Annotated in this window: 26 protein-coding genes; 3 read left to right on the top strand and 23 right to left on the bottom strand. The window is 63.1% G+C overall.

The window, feature by feature from the left end; all coding sequences use genetic code 11:
• Positions 1 to 2: 2 nt before the first annotated feature.
• From FBX99_RS22375 to FBX99_RS22290, 19 genes are all read right to left on the bottom strand, one after another.
• Complete coding sequence (locus FBX99_RS22375; protein ID WP_087835745.1) at positions 3 to 527, bottom strand: phage tail protein; 525 nt, start codon at positions 525 to 527, stop codon at positions 3 to 5.
• Entirely contained in the window at positions 520 to 1,692 is a 1,173-nt protein-coding gene (locus FBX99_RS22370) for a baseplate J/gp47 family protein (protein WP_145132956.1), read from the bottom strand. The genes FBX99_RS22375 and FBX99_RS22370 overlap by 8 nt, the downstream gene beginning before the upstream one ends.
• A complete protein-coding gene (locus FBX99_RS22365) occupies positions 1,689 to 2,006 on the bottom strand; it encodes a DUF2590 family protein (RefSeq protein WP_145132954.1) in 318 nt (105 codons plus the stop codon). The genes FBX99_RS22370 and FBX99_RS22365 overlap by 4 nt, the downstream gene beginning before the upstream one ends.
• A complete protein-coding gene (locus FBX99_RS22360) occupies positions 2,003 to 3,913 on the bottom strand; it encodes a phage tail tape measure protein (protein WP_145132951.1) in 1,911 nt (636 codons plus the stop codon). Before FBX99_RS22360 ends, FBX99_RS22365 begins: the two co-directional genes overlap by 4 nt.
• 16 nt (positions 3,914 to 3,929) lie before the next feature.
• A complete protein-coding gene (locus FBX99_RS28955; protein ID WP_178112032.1) occupies positions 3,930 to 4,070 on the bottom strand; it encodes a hypothetical protein in 141 nt (46 codons plus the stop codon).
• 23 nt (positions 4,071 to 4,093) lie between these two features.
• A complete protein-coding gene (locus FBX99_RS22355) occupies positions 4,094 to 4,381 on the bottom strand; it encodes a putative phage tail assembly chaperone (RefSeq protein WP_145132949.1) in 288 nt (95 codons plus the stop codon).
• Complete coding sequence (locus FBX99_RS22350) at positions 4,378 to 4,635, bottom strand: hypothetical protein (RefSeq protein WP_087835750.1); 258 nt, start codon at positions 4,633 to 4,635, stop codon at positions 4,378 to 4,380. The genes FBX99_RS22355 and FBX99_RS22350 overlap by 4 nt, the downstream gene beginning before the upstream one ends.
• Positions 4,635 to 4,997, bottom strand: coding sequence for a DUF1353 domain-containing protein (locus tag FBX99_RS22345; protein ID WP_145132947.1), 363 nt, complete (start codon positions 4,995 to 4,997; stop codon positions 4,635 to 4,637). The genes FBX99_RS22350 and FBX99_RS22345 overlap by 1 nt, the downstream gene beginning before the upstream one ends.
• Complete coding sequence (locus tag FBX99_RS22340; RefSeq protein ID WP_145132945.1) at positions 4,987 to 5,214, bottom strand: hypothetical protein; 228 nt, start codon at positions 5,212 to 5,214, stop codon at positions 4,987 to 4,989. Before FBX99_RS22340 ends, FBX99_RS22345 begins: the two co-directional genes overlap by 11 nt.
• A 1-nt stretch (position 5,215) precedes the next feature.
• Positions 5,216 to 5,608: a D-Ala-D-Ala carboxypeptidase family metallohydrolase gene (locus tag FBX99_RS22335; RefSeq protein ID WP_145132943.1), complete on the bottom strand. Its 393-nt coding sequence runs from the start codon at positions 5,606 to 5,608 to the stop codon at positions 5,216 to 5,218.
• Complete coding sequence (locus FBX99_RS22330) at positions 5,605 to 5,817, bottom strand: TraR/DksA C4-type zinc finger protein (RefSeq protein ID WP_145132941.1); 213 nt, start codon at positions 5,815 to 5,817, stop codon at positions 5,605 to 5,607. Before FBX99_RS22330 ends, FBX99_RS22335 begins: the two co-directional genes overlap by 4 nt.
• On the bottom strand, positions 5,817 to 6,266 hold the full coding sequence (locus FBX99_RS22325; RefSeq protein WP_087835755.1) for a DUF2597 family protein: 450 nt from the start codon (positions 6,264 to 6,266) through the stop codon (positions 5,817 to 5,819). The genes FBX99_RS22330 and FBX99_RS22325 overlap by 1 nt, the downstream gene beginning before the upstream one ends.
• Before the next feature lie 6 nt (positions 6,267 to 6,272).
• On the bottom strand, positions 6,273 to 7,388 hold the full coding sequence (locus FBX99_RS22320) for a DUF2586 domain-containing protein (protein WP_145132939.1): 1,116 nt from the start codon (positions 7,386 to 7,388) through the stop codon (positions 6,273 to 6,275).
• A gap of 11 nt (positions 7,389 to 7,399) precedes the next feature.
• Entirely contained in the window at positions 7,400 to 8,056 is a 657-nt protein-coding gene (locus FBX99_RS22315) for a phage virion morphogenesis protein (protein ID WP_145132937.1), read from the bottom strand.
• Positions 8,037 to 8,492, bottom strand: coding sequence for a phage tail protein (locus FBX99_RS22310; RefSeq protein WP_145132934.1), 456 nt, complete (start codon positions 8,490 to 8,492; stop codon positions 8,037 to 8,039). The genes FBX99_RS22315 and FBX99_RS22310 overlap by 20 nt, the downstream gene beginning before the upstream one ends.
• On the bottom strand, positions 8,489 to 8,950 hold the full coding sequence (locus tag FBX99_RS22305; protein WP_145132932.1) for a head completion/stabilization protein: 462 nt from the start codon (positions 8,948 to 8,950) through the stop codon (positions 8,489 to 8,491). Before FBX99_RS22305 ends, FBX99_RS22310 begins: the two co-directional genes overlap by 4 nt.
• 96 nt (positions 8,951 to 9,046) lie before the next feature.
• Complete coding sequence (gene gpM, locus FBX99_RS22300; RefSeq protein ID WP_145132989.1) at positions 9,047 to 9,811, bottom strand: phage terminase small subunit; 765 nt, start codon at positions 9,809 to 9,811, stop codon at positions 9,047 to 9,049.
• 5 nt (positions 9,812 to 9,816) lie between these two features.
• The gene (locus FBX99_RS22295) at positions 9,817 to 10,836 is read right to left on the bottom strand and encodes a phage major capsid protein, P2 family (protein WP_145132930.1); all 1,020 of its coding nucleotides are present in this window, start codon (positions 10,834 to 10,836) and stop codon (positions 9,817 to 9,819) included.
• Positions 10,836 to 11,714: a GPO family capsid scaffolding protein gene (locus tag FBX99_RS22290; RefSeq protein WP_145132928.1), complete on the bottom strand. Its 879-nt coding sequence runs from the start codon at positions 11,712 to 11,714 to the stop codon at positions 10,836 to 10,838. Before FBX99_RS22290 ends, FBX99_RS22295 begins: the two co-directional genes overlap by 1 nt.
• A gap of 163 nt (positions 11,715 to 11,877) precedes the next feature.
• Between FBX99_RS22290 and FBX99_RS22285 the strand changes: the two genes are divergently transcribed.
• The 3 genes from FBX99_RS22285 to FBX99_RS22275 are packed head-to-tail and all read left to right on the top strand — an operon-like array spanning position 11,878 to position 15,014.
• Positions 11,878 to 13,938: a terminase large subunit domain-containing protein gene (locus FBX99_RS22285; RefSeq protein WP_145132926.1), complete on the top strand. Its 2,061-nt coding sequence runs from the start codon at positions 11,878 to 11,880 to the stop codon at positions 13,936 to 13,938.
• Positions 13,850 to 14,704 (top strand): phage portal protein, encoded by an 855-nt coding sequence (locus tag FBX99_RS29280; protein ID WP_256664111.1) that lies wholly within the window; start codon positions 13,850 to 13,852, stop codon positions 14,702 to 14,704. The genes FBX99_RS22285 and FBX99_RS29280 overlap by 89 nt, the downstream gene beginning before the upstream one ends.
• Positions 14,705 to 14,756: 52 nt before the next feature.
• Entirely contained in the window at positions 14,757 to 15,014 is a 258-nt protein-coding gene (locus tag FBX99_RS22275; protein ID WP_087835764.1) for an ogr/Delta-like zinc finger family protein, read from the top strand.
• On the opposite strand, the gene FBX99_RS22270 is transcribed toward FBX99_RS22275, so the two are convergent.
• The 4 genes from FBX99_RS22270 to FBX99_RS22255 all read right to left on the bottom strand — a co-directional run bounded on the left by FBX99_RS22270 (position 14,990) and on the right by FBX99_RS22255 (position 16,392).
• Positions 14,990 to 15,196: a hypothetical protein gene (locus tag FBX99_RS22270; RefSeq protein WP_145132922.1), complete on the bottom strand. Its 207-nt coding sequence runs from the start codon at positions 15,194 to 15,196 to the stop codon at positions 14,990 to 14,992. The genes FBX99_RS22275 and FBX99_RS22270 overlap by 25 nt on opposite strands.
• A 476-nt stretch (positions 15,197 to 15,672) precedes the next feature.
• Positions 15,673 to 15,933: a hypothetical protein gene (locus tag FBX99_RS22265; RefSeq protein ID WP_178112034.1), complete on the bottom strand. Its 261-nt coding sequence runs from the start codon at positions 15,931 to 15,933 to the stop codon at positions 15,673 to 15,675.
• Positions 15,927 to 16,157: a hypothetical protein gene (locus FBX99_RS22260; RefSeq protein ID WP_145132920.1), complete on the bottom strand. Its 231-nt coding sequence runs from the start codon at positions 16,155 to 16,157 to the stop codon at positions 15,927 to 15,929. The genes FBX99_RS22265 and FBX99_RS22260 overlap by 7 nt, the downstream gene beginning before the upstream one ends.
• Complete coding sequence (locus tag FBX99_RS22255) at positions 16,150 to 16,392, bottom strand: hypothetical protein (protein ID WP_145132917.1); 243 nt, start codon at positions 16,390 to 16,392, stop codon at positions 16,150 to 16,152. Before FBX99_RS22255 ends, FBX99_RS22260 begins: the two co-directional genes overlap by 8 nt.
• Positions 16,393 to 16,464 lie beyond the last annotated feature (72 nt).

Genomic DNA, 16,464 nt, shown 5'->3' with positions numbered 1-16,464 from the left:
TCCTACAGGCTGGCGACCAGCGTCTGCTGGTCGTCGTTGAAGTCGATGGCGACCACGCGCAGCACCACCGGGGTGATGGTCACGAAGTCATAGCGGCGGCAGGTGCGGCCGTATTGCTGAATCAGCACGCGCAAAAGCTCGGGGTTCTCGGCCAGCTGGGTGTTGCTCAGCTGCAGCAGCACGACGTCCCAGTCGCGGTCGGGGTGGCGTTCCTCGATCTCGACGTAGCCCACGCCCAGGCGCTGCAGAATGCGTTTCATGCCGGCGGTGCTGCCGGCGTCCACGGCGTTGATGAAGGCGTACTTCACCCGCAGCCGATACAAGGCCTCGGGCTCGCCCTTAAAGCGCGTGATATCGCGCTGCCAGGCCAGCAGGTCGAGAATGGTCAGGTGGCAGGTGTCGGCGTCCATCTGCAGCAGCGGCCAGCGCAGCCAGCCTTCCACTTTTGTCCACCAGGCTTGTGCGGCGGCCTTGAGCTTCGCCAGCTCCGGGCCGTCCAGCCAGAAAGGCAGGCCGAGCTTAATCATGCAGCACCACCTCCAGGCTCTGGATCCGGGGGATGGTCAACTGCGACACAATGTCGGCATTGTCGAAGTGCAGCGACTCGATGCCCGGGAACTGTTGGTGCAGTTCCTCGCCCAGCCGGCTGAATGAAAAGCGCGACTGTGGATAGGTCAGCGTCGGCTGATAGTCGGCCGTCGTGCTATCGCGGAAAGCGGCGCGGATGAATAGCGCGGCCTCGGCCTGCAGCGTGGTGCGCTGCTCAGCGGTCAGGGTTGAACGCGGCCAGATCCCCACGCTGATGGCGTGCTGCGTTTCCGGCATGATCATGGCCAGCAGATCGTCACCGTGGCCGTGGTTGCCTTGGTCGCGGATGTGGGCGTTGATCTGCGCCAGATAGGTTTCGCCCGGCACGTCCGCTTCGAACAGCACGTAGGCATTGGCGCTGCCAGGGCCGCGCGGTGCGCCGTGCTCGAAGTACACCCCATCGGGGCGCACGCCGGGGAAGGCGGCAATCATGGCGCGGTAAACCGCGTCGGTGTGCCATTGGTTCACGGCGGAAAACTGGTTTCGCACGCGCAGGCGCAGCTGGTCGTCGGGCTCTGGATCCGCGCCCGGGCTGGTCAGCCAGCCGTCGGCGTTTGCCACCTGGGCGATGCCCGGCACCGGTTCCGGCAGGATGGCGTAATAACCCGGTGCCAGGTTGTAGCCGCTGCCGGTTTCCACCGCCTCCACCGGGATTTCCAGCTGCATCATCCCATCGGTGAACTGGCCGGCTGCTGTGGTCAGCAACTGGTAGATGTGCCCGTTGATCGAAGCCGACTGCACCACGGTGCCGGCGGGCACCTCCAGCGCGCCGCCAGCGGCCAGCCGAGTGAATAGCAGCACACCCTTGGCCTTGGTCGCGCCCTTGCGCTCCACGTTCACCGCCCAGGCCAGCATGTCCAGCCAGGCACCCACGGCGGTTTTCACAAAGAAGTTCGGCAGCACGGTGCCGCTGATGAAAGTGATCAGCCACAGCACGGGCTTGGTCACCAGCGCGGTGACGATGCGCCAAAACGGCGAATAGGCGCTGGTGTTGCTCAGCGCACTGCCTTGGGCGGCCACCTCACTTTCCCAAGCTTGGCGCAGGCCCGCTTCGGTGGTCGGAATGCCGGCGTCACTCAGCGCCTGCTTAAAATCTACGGTCACAGGGTCACCTCAATGGCTCCAAATTCAACAGTGCGCGCGGTCACCAGATACGTGCCCGGTGCCTGCTCGATGATTTGCGCGGTTCCTGGCACCAGGCGCACGTCGGCTTCCACCAGCAGCTCCATCTGCTGGATGCAGTCGCGCTGGCGGAAGCGGTCGCGCTCGGCCACCAGGGTCACCAACAGGCCGCTTTCACGGATCAGGTGGGCAATGTCCTGGGCGATGCTCGAACGGTCGTCCACCAGCAGCGGCTGGCGCGACGGATCCAGGGCCAGGTCGTTGCCCTTAATCAGCAGGTCTATGTAGAGGCTCATCCGGCGCTCATCTCCATCATGTTTTCCAGCTCCAGCGGGGTCATGGGTTTGCTGGTGTGGATCTCCATCTTTTCGATGTGCGTGCCCTTGTTCTGGCTGCTGGTGTTCTGGATGCTCGTCAGCAGGCCGCCTGGCGGCACCGCTGCTGCGCGATTGGGCGAAAGGGTGGGGATGGCTGCATTGATGCTCTGCTGCATCTTCTGCGCGGCGCTGGCCTTCTCTGCGGCGCTCATAGCCTCCACGCCGCCGGGCACCTCGGGCATGTCTGCAAAGCTGGTGTCAATCGACACGCCCGGGATGCTGTTCAGCAGCTCGATCAGGCCTTTCAGCGCCTTGCCCAGGATGGCGAACGGCGACAGGTTGGAGAACGCCCACAGCAGGGCATCCCACACCGCTTTGCCGGCGCTCACGGCAGCTTCAAACGAAGCCAGCCAGGTGACGAACTGCACGCCCCAGGCCCACAGCTGCTGCACGCCTTGCCACAGCAGGCCCATCACCGCCCACCAGACTTTGAACATCAGCACGATGGGCGTGATGATCACCATCAGCGCCTGAAACCATGCGGTGTCGCCGAAAGCGGCTTTCAGGTCATCCCACCAGATGATCGCAGCGACCACGGCAGCCCCAAGGGCCACCACGCCGATCACGATCAGGGCGATGGGGCTTGCCAGCACCGACAGCACGGTGAACAGGCCGCCCAGCACTGTCAGCGCGCCGGCAGCTGCCACAAGGCCCAGCACGCCAAGCGTGATGTAGCCGAGCCAGCGGGCGATATTGGGGAACATCACCACCCAGCGTTGCAGCGTGGCGGCACCGCCTGCCAGGCGTTCCATCAGCGGGTTCAGTACCGGCAGCAAGGCCTGGCCGAAAGCGATGCGCACGGACTCCACCGCACTGCCGAAGCGCTCCCACGGATCGACCATGGCCTGGGCCATTTTCTCGGCCTGCTCCATGCCCTTGACCTTGCCCAGCTGCTCCATGTTGCCGGCCAAGCCTGCGGTGTCGGCCATCAGCAGCTTGATCAGGCCCACCGCCTCGTCGGATCCGAAAGCCTTTTTCAGCTCGTCGGATTCGGCCACGGTCAAGGTGTCGCCGAACTTCCCTTTCAGCTTGTCGAGAATGTCCAGCATGGGCAGCATGCGGCCCTGGCTGTCGGTGAACGACAGCCCCAGCTTGTCCTGGGCCGCGCCTACGCCGGCCAGGAAAGATTTGTACTTGGTGCCCGCTTCGGCACCGCCCATGGTGGCCTGCAGGGTGCCCAGGATTGCCACCTGCTCGGACAGCCCGATACCCGCCGACGTGGCGTTGGCACCCACGGCGGTGAATGCGTCGCTCATCTGCTGGCCGGTCGTCTTGAACATCTGCACCGCCAGCGCCGTCTGGCCTGCCAGGTTCTCCACCCATTCCGCTTTGCCCATGGCATCGGCTTGGTTCTTGAAGATCCCGTACATGGTGCCCACGTAGCTGGTCACCGTGGCGGCGTCGGCCTTGGTGGCCTTGGCCAGCACGTTGGAAGCGTTGGTGAATGCCGACAGCTGGCTGCCGGTGAGGCCCGCGATGGCGCTTTGAATGTCGTAGGCCGACCGGACGAACGCCTGGGCGTTCTCGCCGTAGGCCACTGAGAATTCCAGCGACTTGCGGTTGAGTTCGTCCAGCGCTTCCTCGGCCACGCCCAGTGATTTCACTTCGCCCAGTGCGCGCTGCTGATCCAGGGCCGGGGCCATGGCTTCCTGCAGGGCGTAGGCCGTGCCGACCACGCCAGCCACACCCGCACCCATTTGCACAAAGCCGGTTTTGCCGACCTCGGCCACGTCCATCAGCTGCTTGCTGACCTTCGCGGCAGGGGCTGTCACCTGATCGACAAGGCGCAGGATAAAGTCCAGATGGCTGGTGGCGGCTGCGGTCATGTGGTGCCTGCTGTGGTTAGCCGTTCAGCGCCTTGGCGATGCCGTTTGCTACGGCAATCTCCATGCGGCGCCAGTGTTCTTCCTCCAGCCACTTGGCGGTGCCCAGGTTGTCTGCCGTGGGCTGTGCGCCAGGTAGCCAGCGTTCGACCAGGGCCATTAACTGGCCCAGGCCGTCTTCGGTCAGGCGGTCAGCGCGGGCGAGCGCTTTTTTACGGTCACTTCAACGTCCGGTGCGTACTCTTCCAGCAGCGCGCCGGCCACTTTCATGGTCAGCATCGGGTTGGCCAGCAGCGGGCGCAGGGTGGCCAGTTGCTCCGGCTCCACGGTGGTGGTCAGCAGGTTGTTGGACGGGGCTACCTTGTTGTTCTGCGTGATGGCGTTGAAGTATTTGGTCACGTCGGCCGGGGTCAGGTTGAAGGTGAATTCCTTGTCACCGATTTCCAGCGCAATAGGGGTGCGTTCGCTCATGATCTTTTCCGTTGTGGTGGTTGGTTAAAAAGGTGTTCCAGGCGCTGTTCCAGCCGGTCTTCCAGCTTCTCCATGGCCTTGTCGATGTACTCCGCACGCACGTAGCGTTCAGCCACTTCAATGCGGAATTCGAGGTGTTCGCGGCGCGCAGCGCTGACTTGCTTGAACAGGTAAACCTGAAAGCCCACCACGCCAGTCAGCACCGCGTTGATCAGCATCAGCAGCACGCTGACGGCTGTGGCGGATAGCTCCATTACTTGCTCCATTTCCCACGGCCGCCGATGCGGACTGCGCACCACATGAGCCAAGCCATGGGCTTGTGCATGCCTTCCTCCAGCAGGGCTTCGTAGAAAATCCGGTCAGCCTCTGCCTTGGTGTAAAGGTGCGTCAGGTCGGTGTAGATGTAGTCATGCACCACGGCTGGCCGGCGCGCGTCTTCGTGATCGCGCGGCACGATGCGCCAGGCGAAGCGCGGCACGCTGGCCAGGTCGGTGCGGTAGCCGACCGGGACAATTACCCGGCGGCGGGCCTTGGTGACGTAGAACAGCGGGCGGATCACCTCCCACTGTTCCTGCCCTGCGTGGTGGCGCAGCTCCAGATCACTTTCAAAGGGCATCGGCGGCACACTCCACGCGGATCTTGTTCGGCGCGGTGCTGGCGGCGATGGCGTGGCGAAGTACCGCGCGGCCAGCCTTCGGCGTGTCGCAGTAGCGCTGCACCAGGCTGCCTGCTGCGGTGCCCACAGTGTTGGCGGTGCTGCAGGCGCTCAGCGTGTAGATGCAGGCCCCGCACAAGGCAACCAACAGCAGCGAATTAACGGTGGATCGGCGCATGTCAGTAGCTCCAGATCATCGGGCTGGGCAGGCGTCCGCCGGCCGGCGCGGTGCCAAGGTGAATGAATCGCCCGGCACCTTTCTGGCTGATGCCCACGCGGGTGAATTTCAGGGTCAGGGCCAGGCGCAGGATCTGCAGCGCATCGGCACCACGGCAGGCAATGTCCACGGCCATGCCGGTGGTGTGCTCGCCCGGTTCGCGCTTCTTCGCCTCCGCTGGGTGGTGCGGGCAGCGGTAGGCGCTGCTCAGCGCCATGGGCTTGCCGTAGAGCGTGCGCAGCTGCTGCAGCTCAGCCATAAAGGCCGGATCCATCTCGCTGCCATCGCTGCCACATTTGCCGCACTTGCAGCGCAATTCGGCGTAGGTGAAGTTCGGCCAGGGGCTCGTCTTCATCGGCGGGTTCCTTTCTCGAAAGTGGTCTGGCATGGCACGCAACGGGTAACCCCTCCCAGCGCTTGCCGCTTGGCGGGGATCTCGTCGCCGCATTCGGCGCACTCGGGCAGGCTCGGGCCGGAAGGCTTGGCGCTGGCGAGCTGGGCGGCCAGGGCGCGTTCCAGTTCCAGTTCCTCGCGCTCCAGCGCCCGGTCTACCCAGTCAGCCATCAGCGCAGGCCCTCGATCTCGCTAGCGTCGAGGTACGGCACGCCGTTGATGCGGATAAAGTCCGGGCTGGTGACGTCGAACGGCACCTTGTGGGTGCTCTTGCTGCCGCCCTTGGGGTCGATATCCAGCAGGCTGGACACTTTCAGCTTGCAGCCGAAGGCCTCCACGCGCAGTTCGTCCTCGCCAGCCTTGGCGAAAAACACCGTGTCGAATGGTTCCAGCTTGCGGAAGCTGCCAGCGCGGCGTGCCGCCTCGATCAGCAGCGACAGGTTGGAGCTGTCCAGCTCGAACTCGCCGCTGGCTGAAACGTCGCCATCCACGTGGCCATCCGGCACACCGCCGGTCTGTGCCACTGCGGTGTTGTCGGTGATATCCAGGGTCGCTTTCTCGATGTGCACCTGCAGATCGCCCAGGTTCACGTCGAAGTTCATGCCGCCGATTCGGGCCATGGGTGCTTACTCCTCGTCGCCGTTGGAAAGATCCAGGGCAATGTTTGCGGTCAGGTCTTTGGGGCAGTTGTACGGCCGCAACTTGATGTAGGCCTCAACCTTGGTTTTGCTCATCCACACCAGCACGATGTCGTCGTCTTTCGGTGGCTCGATATCGCCGGGGAACTGCTGGCCAGCGAACAGCACGGTTTTCGCCATCTGCCGCAGCGGGCGCATCAGTGCCGACTTGTTGGCGGCCATGCTGTTGGGGGTGTTGTTCAGACGGCGGTCGCCCACGCGCTGGATCAGCAGGATCCGCACGCGGCGGGCGGCCTTGTCGGTGATGCGCAGGTATTCCACCACCTGAAAGTCGCTGCCTGGCGCGTCCAGCATGTTGCCGTCGCCCCAGTACACGCCCGGGTAATCCGGGTAGGTCTGCGGCACCGAAAAGCGGGCTTTATCCAGCTCGGCCAGGATCGCCGATGGCAGCGGCACACCGTCCTTGTCCACCGGGGTTTCACCGAGGCCCAGCAGGGCACCCGTGGCCACGCGCATGGGGCTGTCGGCAATGCTCACGGCGGCATTGACTAGGCGGCCAGCCAGCACGCCCAGGTCGTTGCCATGCAGTTGCGGCACCACCAGCACACGCGGGGCCAGAATGTCCTTGGTGATTGCGCGCTGTTCTGCCAGATAGGCGTTCCAGTCCAGCAGCGCGTCGATGCCCTCAGTGGCGGCCATCATGAACAGGCGGCGGCCATACTGGTTATTGATAGCCACGCTCTTGGCGTGCAGGGCTTCCAGCGCGGCACCGGTAGCCACGGGCGAACAGATCACCACCGCTTCCACGGTGACGCCCTGCTGCATAGCGCCATCCAGCGCGGTTTCCCAATCGGCTGCAGCGGCAATCGGCAGAGCCATGCAGGCCCAGCGATCGCCACCGTTCAGGCGAGCGGCAGCAACCTGGGTTTTCAGGTCGCTGGCTGCTGCGCCCAGCTCGGTGTCCAGATCGCTCTGGGTGTTCAAAGGGATCAGCTCGCCGACGTTGGACGCCGACAGGCCAATAAAGAGGAAATAGCGTTCAATTTCCGTGACTGGGCCTTGCCCCAGATTCAGGTTGTAGACGCTGACTTTGCCTTGAGCCATGCGAGGCCTCGCTATCGGGGTGCGTTGAGGGTTTGCTGCAGCACCGTGCGCACGGTTTCGCGCACGTCCTGCGTGTCTGCGCCCAGTACGGCGCGGGCCGGCAGTTCGATCTGCCAGCGCTGTTTCTTGGTGTCGCCGGCCAGCTTGGCGAGGATCAGCCCCGCCCTGCCGCTGGTGAGGTTTTCCTGAATCCATCCGTTGGAAGGGCGCTTCCAGCGCTTGCCGTTGCGGATGCGGTAGCCGGCTTTCAGCAGGGCGCGGGCCTGATGGCGGGTGGCCGGGGCGTTGTAGTCGGGGGTTTTGCCCAGCCGGCGCATTCGCGCGGCACTCATGGTTTCCGGGCGGCCGTGCTGGTGGTCGGCGGCAATGCGCGCCACCAGCCGGTTGCCCCAGCCCAGCACCGCCTCGTCGGCGGTCAGACTGACCACCTGCAGGGTTTTGCCCAGGCCGCGCATCATCTTGCGTTTGCCACCTGTCTTGCGCGCCTCGAAGGGCGTCCCGTCGACGTTGCGCTGCTCGCTAATGCGTTTGCGGTTGCGGGTGCGCACACGCTTGGCGGCGTTGTTCAGCAGCCGGCGGCGCTTGGACGCCGGCAGGCTCAACAGCTCTATGGTCTGCTGCGCGTCCAGCATGCCGCGCACGTCAAAATCAACGGTCGGTGCGGCCATCGGTCACCCTCCCGTCGTCGGCAATCCACAGATCGAACGGCACGAACGCCCAGCGCTTGCCGAAGGCTTCAATCTCGCCATCCGGATCCTCTGCCAGGTGCTGCGGCTCGATGAAGTCCAGCTGCAGCTCCACGTCGGCGGTGTCGGCGTCCAACTGGTCAATCTCGAAAGTGGGGGGCGGCAGCGCGTCATCCTCTCGGCCTGGGTCGTTGGCTTCCAGCCAGGAACCCACCAGCGCCATCAGGCGGCCGGGGTGGTCGGCGAAGCGCTCCAGCACGATCACCGCGCGGTAGCGCATGTCGCCCATGTGCAGGCCCTGCGTGGTGTGCTTCCAGTACAGCGGCAGGGTCACCTGCTCGGCCCAGCTGTCCAGCTGTTCCGGCAGCACTAGCCGGCGCTCGATCAGGTGGCTGGTGAGTTCGCGCAGCTTGTTCACAGCAGCACCGCCGTGATGCGGCCACGGCCTTGGATCAAGCGCACCGCCTGCTGGCTGAAAGACAGGAATACCTCGCGGGTTTCGGTGCTTTCCTTGGCTAGGTTCTCGGCGGATTCGCGGCGGTTGATGGTGGCGAACTGCGGCAGCAGATGGGCCTTGGCGCGGCAGTACACCGCGCGCTTGTAGGTGGCGGCGTAGAAGGCGCGCTCCGGCAGTACCTGCGTGTCGGCGGTTTCCACGTTGCTGATGCCAGCGGCCTGCCAGGCGGCTTTGCGCTTGGCCAGGTCGCGGTTCACCTCGCCCATGGCGTTGGTGATCCCGTCGGCCAGCAGATCCACCACGTATTCCGCCGGCAGGCGGTAGCCGGTCTGGAACTCGCTCACGCCCAGGTCGGGCCAGAACCCGTCGTTGGGAATTGCGCGTTCCACCAGGGTGGTGGGTTTGCCGGAAAAGCTCATTGCTGGCCGTCCATCGAATAGGGGCGGGGGTGGCTGCTTTCAGGCATTGGCACAGGGCCATGGCTTCGGCAGGCCCCCGCTGGGGGGGGTAGTCGGTTAGGTGGTCGGGTTTTCGTCGGCCTTGGCCTGCTCGGCTTGCTGCTTGCGCAGGGCCTTGGCGGCATCGTCCGAACGGGTTTTCACGCCGATTTCCGGATAAAGCGCGGTCGCTCGCTCGAAGTGGTCGATGGCGTCCGCCCACTGCTCGGTTTCCATGGCGAGGATCCCCAGCAGCTTGTGGAAGCGCGCCGGGATGCGCTCGAACAGCTTCCAGGGCGTCGGCAGCTGGGTGCCTTCTTCGGCGGTGATCTCGGCCCAGTAGCCGTCCACGTAGGGCATCAGCTGCGACAGGTACGGCTCGGGGCTGCGCTTGGCCTTGTGCTCGGCTTCGGCCCAGTCGATCAGCGCATCAGCCACAAAGGTGGGCACGTCGCGCTTGAAGCGTTCGGGCATTTCCTGGCCTTGCTCGATGGCGAACAGCGCCAGATCCAGGCCTGCCTCGAACTGCTCGGTGTCGAACAGCCAGACCAGCACCTGCATCAGCACCTGATTGGGGTGGTTCAGGCCCGACTCGCGGTAGCGCTGCACATAGTCCAGGTACTTGGGCAGCAGCTCGTCCCGCTTGAGGGTCTGGCGGTCGCCCATCGAATTCATATCGGAAAGGCGCGCCAGATCCTCGGCTAGGGCCGAAGTCATCAGCGCCAGGTGTTTCTGCGCGTTGGCCGGGCCTGCCAGGGCCGCTGCGGGGCTGTACGCCACCGCGCGGTTGGCAGACCGGCCTTGCTCAAGCATGCGCTGCTTGTGGGCAAGTGCCGGGCTCATCATGGTTATACGAACTCCACGGCGGCGGCTTCGATAGCCGCGAACTTGCCCAGCTGCTCGATCACGTAGCCTTCGTTGCGGCTGTTGTAATCCTCAACCTGCGAGCGCTTCGGGTTCTCTACGATCTGGCGACGCCAGCTGCTGTCCTGAAAGTAGATAGACAGGTTGTCCCAGCTGGTGACCACTACGCCCTTGCTTGGGAAGTGCGGGCAGGTGAAGGTCGGCAGGCCGCCATAAGTGGCAATCACCTGGGCCATTTCGAGGCGCTCTTTCTCGGTCGGTTTTCCGCCTTGGTTGGCGTACAGCTTGCCCTTGTCGTATGCCAACAGGTCGCGGCCTACGATGGCAATCAAGTCGCCACCGTCGCGGAATTCCTCTTCGATCATCAGCGACACGTCGAACACCAGGGCGTCGAGGTTGGCGTAATCACCCGTCGCGCCGATCTGGATCTTGCCGGCAGCCTTGGTGCCCTGGGCCATCACCTGTTCCGGGGCCTGTTCGCGGGCAATCTGCAGCCAGCCCTTGTTCACGTCCTGCAGCAGCGGGTTGGCCACGCGGTCAGTGGTGGCGGCCACACTGGTGCCGTTCCAGCCGATCATGATGCGGTCGAGGCCGATCTGTTTCTGAACGGCGGCTGCATAGCGCTGGGCAAAGTCTTTGAACTTCGCCCAGGCGTCGATGGTGGCGTATTTCAGCCCCACGTCGCTGTGGGTTTCGAACAGCTCATAGCCGTTGCCGTCCAGGCCCAGCACGTTGCGTGCTACGCGGTCGGCGTTGGTCGTGTTGGTGCGACCGGTGACTGAGCCATTGACGCCCAGCATGACTTTTTCGCCCTTGATCTCGCTGACCGGGATCACGTTGATCCGCTGCAGGAAGGACGAACTGAGGGTGATTTTTTCGTTCAGGGTCTGCGCGTGGGTCGGCGAGACGTTGAACTCTTCACGAACGGATTCCACGGCATAGGTGGACGCAATGGCCAATGCCAGGGTGCTAAAACGCAAGCGCGCTGCTGTGCTCAGGCTCATCAGTAAACAACCTCTTTATCGGCGTCGACTGCACCAGTGGTTGCCGGCACATCTTTGCCTTGGCCCTGATTCAGCGCGGTGTTGAACATAGTGGTGAGGCTTTCCAGGCCTTTCTGCAGCGTGGCGAACTGCTCAGCGCTGACGGTCTGGGCTTGCTCGCCTTCGACCTTGGCCGGCTCAGCGGCTGGGGTTGCAGCCGGTGCGGGTGTGGCCGGCTTGGCTGCAAAGGTGGCGGCGCTCGTTGCCAGGCTGGTGGCGGCGGTTTCGAGCTTGTCCACCGCAGCCGTGAAGGCCTCTACGGTTTTCGGATCCATTGGGGTGCTCTCGTCTTTGGGGGTTGCGGGGGATTCGGTCGGGCCTTTGCCCAAGGCGCTAAACAAGCGGGCAAGAAGGGACACGGCGGCGGCTTCGTCGGAATCGACTGGGGCCAAATCGCCCAGCGGTTCGAGGTTGCCGAAGTGGTTCCCAGCACCGGCACGGCGGGAAAAGTGCAGTTCTTCGGTGCCCAGACTGGCCGGCTCGTCCGTCACGGCCAGGCCGGACAGGTAGGCCTTGCCGCTGTCGGCGAAGTTCGGCTTGATCTCCACGCTGCTGAACAGCTTTTGCGCTTCCTTGTTCAGCTGCAGCAGGCGGTCATTGGGCTTTAGCTGGGCGAACAGAGCGACCTTGCCGCCGTCCACGTCCTCGGCTTTCAGGGCAGCGACGGTGCCCAGGCTACCCATGTAGCGGATGTGCTCGTACCAGATCGTCGCTGTGTAGGTGGCCGGGTCGTAGGTGTCGGCCATATCGCGCAGTTCCTGCACTTCGATAGTGCGGCCGTCGATGGTTTTTCCACTGGTGGCGACACGTTTCCAATCAGATACAAGGGAGCGGGGCATAGGCGTCTGTTCGCTTGGTGTGGGTTCAGATGCCCCCACCATAGGCATCGCCCATCACCTAAACAAACGCTTTAACATTGATCTATAACTAGCTGATAAAAATAGGAATAGTCAGGAATAACAGGCCGCGTTGCGGGCCTTTTTGCCGCTTAGACTGCGGCCCATGCCTTACTCAGTCGAAGTCAAAGAAACCGCCAAGCGTCTGTACCTGCGCCGCTGCAAACCGCGCGAAATTCAGGCACAGCTCAAGCTGCCCAACGTCCGGATCGTCTACTACTGGATCGCCCGTGGCGGTTGGGACGAGATGCTGACGGACGAGGAACCGGTGACCGCCGTCAGCCGGCGCATCACCCTGCTGCTGGAAAAGCAGGGCACCCTGGCCAAAGGCGAGTTGGACGAACTCGACCGCCTGACCACCATCCGCGAGCGGCTGCTGAAACAGAGCGCCAAGCCTGCCCACCCGGCCGCCAGTGAGGCGCAGCCAGAGCGGGGCGAGGGTGGCGAAGGGCAGCGCGGTGGACGCCGTAACAAGGGCGAGCGGGGCGAACAGCGCCGGGAGAAGAAACCGAAGAACGACGTCACCGGCCTGGGCGAAGTGGACTTTCTGGAGAAGTTCACCAGCAAGATGTTCGGCTATCAGCTGGAGCTGTTCGAGGCGAAGAAAAACCCGCTTACCGCACGGATCCGCAACATCCTAAAAAGCCGGCAGGTGGGCCTGACCTACTACTTCGCCGCCGAAGCGTTTATGGACGCGGTGCTGACCGGTGACAACCAGATGTTCCTGTCCGCCAGTCGCGCCCAGTCCGAGATTTTCCGCAGCTACATCATTGCCTTTGCCGCTGAATGGTTCGGCCTGCAGCTGACCGGTAATCCCATCGTGCTCAGCAAAGACGGCAAGCCCTGGGCCGAGCTGCGTTTTCTCTCCACCAACAGCAGCACCGCCCAGGGCCACCATGGCCACGTCTACATTGACGAATATTTCTGGATCCGCGATTTCGAGAAGCTGAACAACCTGGCCGGGGCCATGGCCTCGCACAAGAAGTGGCGCAAAACCTACTTTTCCACCCCCAGCGCCGTCACCCACCAGGCGTACCCGTTCTGGACGGGCGAGGAATTCCGCAACAGCAAGCGCGGCAAAAAGTTGGGGCAGGACTGGCCGAGCGAGGCCGCCATTCACAAGGGCGCGCTGTGTCCGGATGGCCAGTGGCGCAAGAAAATCACCATCGAAGACGCGGCAGCCGGCGGCTGTGATCTGTTCGATATCGACCGGCTGCGCCTCGAAAACGACGAAGACCGCTTCGACCAGCTGTACATGTGCAAATTCATCGACAGCACGCAAAGCGTCTTCACCCTGGCCGACCTCGAACGCTGCTACTCAGACCAGAGCCTGTGGGCTGACTACGATCCGGATCCGAAGGCAGAGCGGCCTTTCGGCAACAGCCCGGTGTGGCTTGGCTACGATCCCAGCCGCACCCGCGACGATGCCACCTGCGTGGTGGTGGCCCCGCCTTTGGAGCCCGGGGCGCGGTTCCGGATTCTGGAGAAGCACAGCTGGCGGGGGCATTCGTTCACCTACCAGGCCGCCCAGGTCAAGAAGCTGTGCGAGCGCTTCAACGTGCAGCACATCGGGATCGACATCACCGGGGTGGGCTATGGGGTGTTCGATCTGGTGCGCGACTTCTTCCCGCGCGCCACGCCGATCCACTACAGCCTCGAAACCAAAAACACGCTGGTACTGAAAGCACAGGACACGATCCAGGGCAGCCGCATCGAATGGGACGCCGGCTGGAACGATATCGCTGCCGCCTTCCTCACGATCAAGCGCGGGGCCACGGCCAGCGGCCAGATCACCTACAGCGCGTCACGCACCGATGCCACCGGCCATGCCGACGTGGCCTGGGCTGTGATGCACGCGCTGGCACACGAACCCCTAAACACCAACAAGCGGCGTCGCAGCCGCTACTCGACACTCGAACAGGGCAGCCATGGCAGAGCAAACGCAGCAACATCAGGCGCAACCATCCAAGCACGTGCGGGCCTTCACGTTCGGGGCTCCGGAATCGGTACTGGCCAGCAACATGGGCGAGTACCTGGGCGTGTTCGCCAGCGACGACGGGCGCATTTACACGCCCCCGGTGTCACGCACCGGGCTGGCCAGGCTACTGCGCGCCAACGCCCACCACGGCACCATTCCGCGCTTCAAGCGCAACCTGCTGCTGCGTGACTTCATCCCATCGGCCGGCTGCAGCGCGCAGACGATGGGGCGCGCCGCGCTCGACTTTATGGTGTTCGGTGAGGCGTACTTTCAGCGCCTGCGCAACATCATCGGCCAGGTGCTTGAGCTGCGGCACCTGCCGGCAATCAACATGCGGCGCAAAGTGGGTGGCGGTTTCGTGATGCTGCTGCCCAACGGGCAGGAACTGCACTTTGCCGAAGACGAGGTGGAACACGTCATGGACTACGACGTGGAACAGGACGTGTACGGCGTGCCCGACTACCTGGGCGGCCTGCATTCGCTGCTGCTGAATGAGTCCGCCACCCTGTTCCGTCGCCGGTACTACAACAACGGCGCGCACGCTGGGTTCATCTTCTACACCAACGATCCCGACCTATCTGAAGAAGACGAGGACGCCCTGAAAGCGCAGATCAGCGCGAGCAAGGGCGTGGGCAATTTCCGCTCGATGTTCGTCAACATCCCCAACGGCGGCGAGAAAGCCATTCAGATCATCCCCGTGGGCGACGTGGCCACCAAAGACGAATTCGAGCGGGTGAAGAACATCACCCGGGCGGACGTGATCGCGGCCTGGCGCATGAATCCCGCCCTGGCGGGGATCATGCCGGAGAATGCCGGGGGCTTTGGCGATATCGAAAAGATCGACAGGGTGTACACCAACAACGAGATTCGGCCGATCTGCCAGCTGTTCCTGCAGGTCAATGCCGTACTGCGCCAAGATCGACGGGTTGGGTTCGCTGATGCAGTTAGCCACTAGATGTTGTGGCAGAATAGTGTCCGTGCGAACACCTTCGGGGGAGGGAGATACGTTGCGGATCTACTGCAAGGAATGTCAGGGGAAAGCCCGGATCGGGTCACGCGACGAACTGTCGGTGGAATTTGCCCGCCTGTACTGCCAGTGCCTTGACCCTAAGTGTGGGCACACCTTCGTGATGAATCTCACCTACTCGCATGCCCTTCGGCCTGCTGCGGGGGCCATCGACCAGTTGCTGTTCGACCGCCTCCGCCAACTCCCGCCGGCACAACAGCGCCAGCTTTTCGATCAACTGGGCGCGCTGCCCGCCTGACCCATCGCTGCGGAGCAATTCCGCAGCCGCTCGGCTGACCACTCGGCCACCACCTGCGCCCCCACCCGCTCATAATCATCCAGTGCAACAGCGCCGATCACGCGCCCAAGAAAACTTATAACCTGGGCCACTTCCTCGACTTCATCACGTGGATTTATAACGCTGTTTTTTTGTTCGTCCATTGCCGCTTACTCCATGCTGGGCAGATTCAATCGGGGCGAACTTTACTTATTAAAAATTTGTGCGGTCAAGCACTTTTTTTATCTTTCGCGTTTGATTGCAGATGTGAGGGAATGAAAGGTTTTGAATTCCAAACTTAGGGTTTGAGCCCTTGCTAGGTGGGGCTTCTAGGGCTTTTCTGAATTCCTAAGTTGGGTTGTCAATTTAGCTGAATCGCTAATTAACGAAATAGCGAAATGACGAGCGGTTAAATAATTAAGTAATTAGTTATTGTACCGAGTACATAAGTACAAAGGAACAAAAGGACAATTCAGGGTTTGCAAGGGTTGCAGAGGTGTGAAGTCTGATTAAGTGATCAGGAATATATTCGATATAGTGTTTTAATATCGTGCTTATTAAATCCCAATATTGGGTTTGGTATCTTAATTGCGGCAATAAAAAAGGGGCGCATCTGCGCCCCGAAATTTAGCCGCTAAACCTAGTCGACGTGCCAGCCTTCGTCGTCTGGAATCCCCTCGAAACGCACCACCCCAAAGCGGCGCACCCCGGCTGGATCCTCCATCCCCACGATGAACTCCCCCGCAGGCAGCGGCACCTGCACCACCCCGAAGCTGGTGTACAGCTCCACCACCTGGGTGGCCTCCACCATGTCGAAGGTCGCCGGCACCGCCAGCTGGGCACGTGCCTGGCGCAGCCGCGCCTCGCACACCCTCACGTCGTGGCCGTTCAGCATCAGCACGCTGCACCCCCTGCCAGCTTGTCGGCCTGGCTCAGCTGCGCCTTGGCGTTGAGCCAGGCGCGGCGGTCGCTGGGTGTGCCGCTGGTGAACACCGGCTGGCGGCCTGGCTTGGTGAATTTCAGGTGCAGTTTCCGGGTCTGCTGCACGGCCCAGCCAGCCGACTGGGCGAAGCTGACCAGGCGTTTCAGATCCTCGCCGCAACCACGGAGAAAGCGGTTAGCCATGGGAAACCTCATTGACGGGGGTGGATTGGTGGCGGCAGGGCTTTGCCAGCTGCTCGGCTATCACTGCGGCGTCGCCGTCGCTCAACTGGCCCAGGTGGCGGGCCAGGTCGGCGGCAGTCTCCAGGCGGATCCGCGCGGCGGGGCTGCGCTGCAGTTGGTAGCCAATCAGGGCACGGCCGATAAAGGCGGTTGTGGTAGCCTTCACCGCGCTGCTGCTAAGGGTTTGTGCTTGCATTCACGTATCTCCTAAGTGGTGGTTGGCGTCGGGGAATTGCCGTTCCTCGACGCCGTTCCTCGACGCCGTTCC

The organism is Pseudomonas sp. SJZ074, assembly GCF_007828215.1.
Taxonomy (GTDB): domain Bacteria; phylum Pseudomonadota; class Gammaproteobacteria; order Pseudomonadales; family Pseudomonadaceae; genus Aquipseudomonas.
This window is presented reverse-complemented; position numbering and strand designations above follow the sequence as displayed.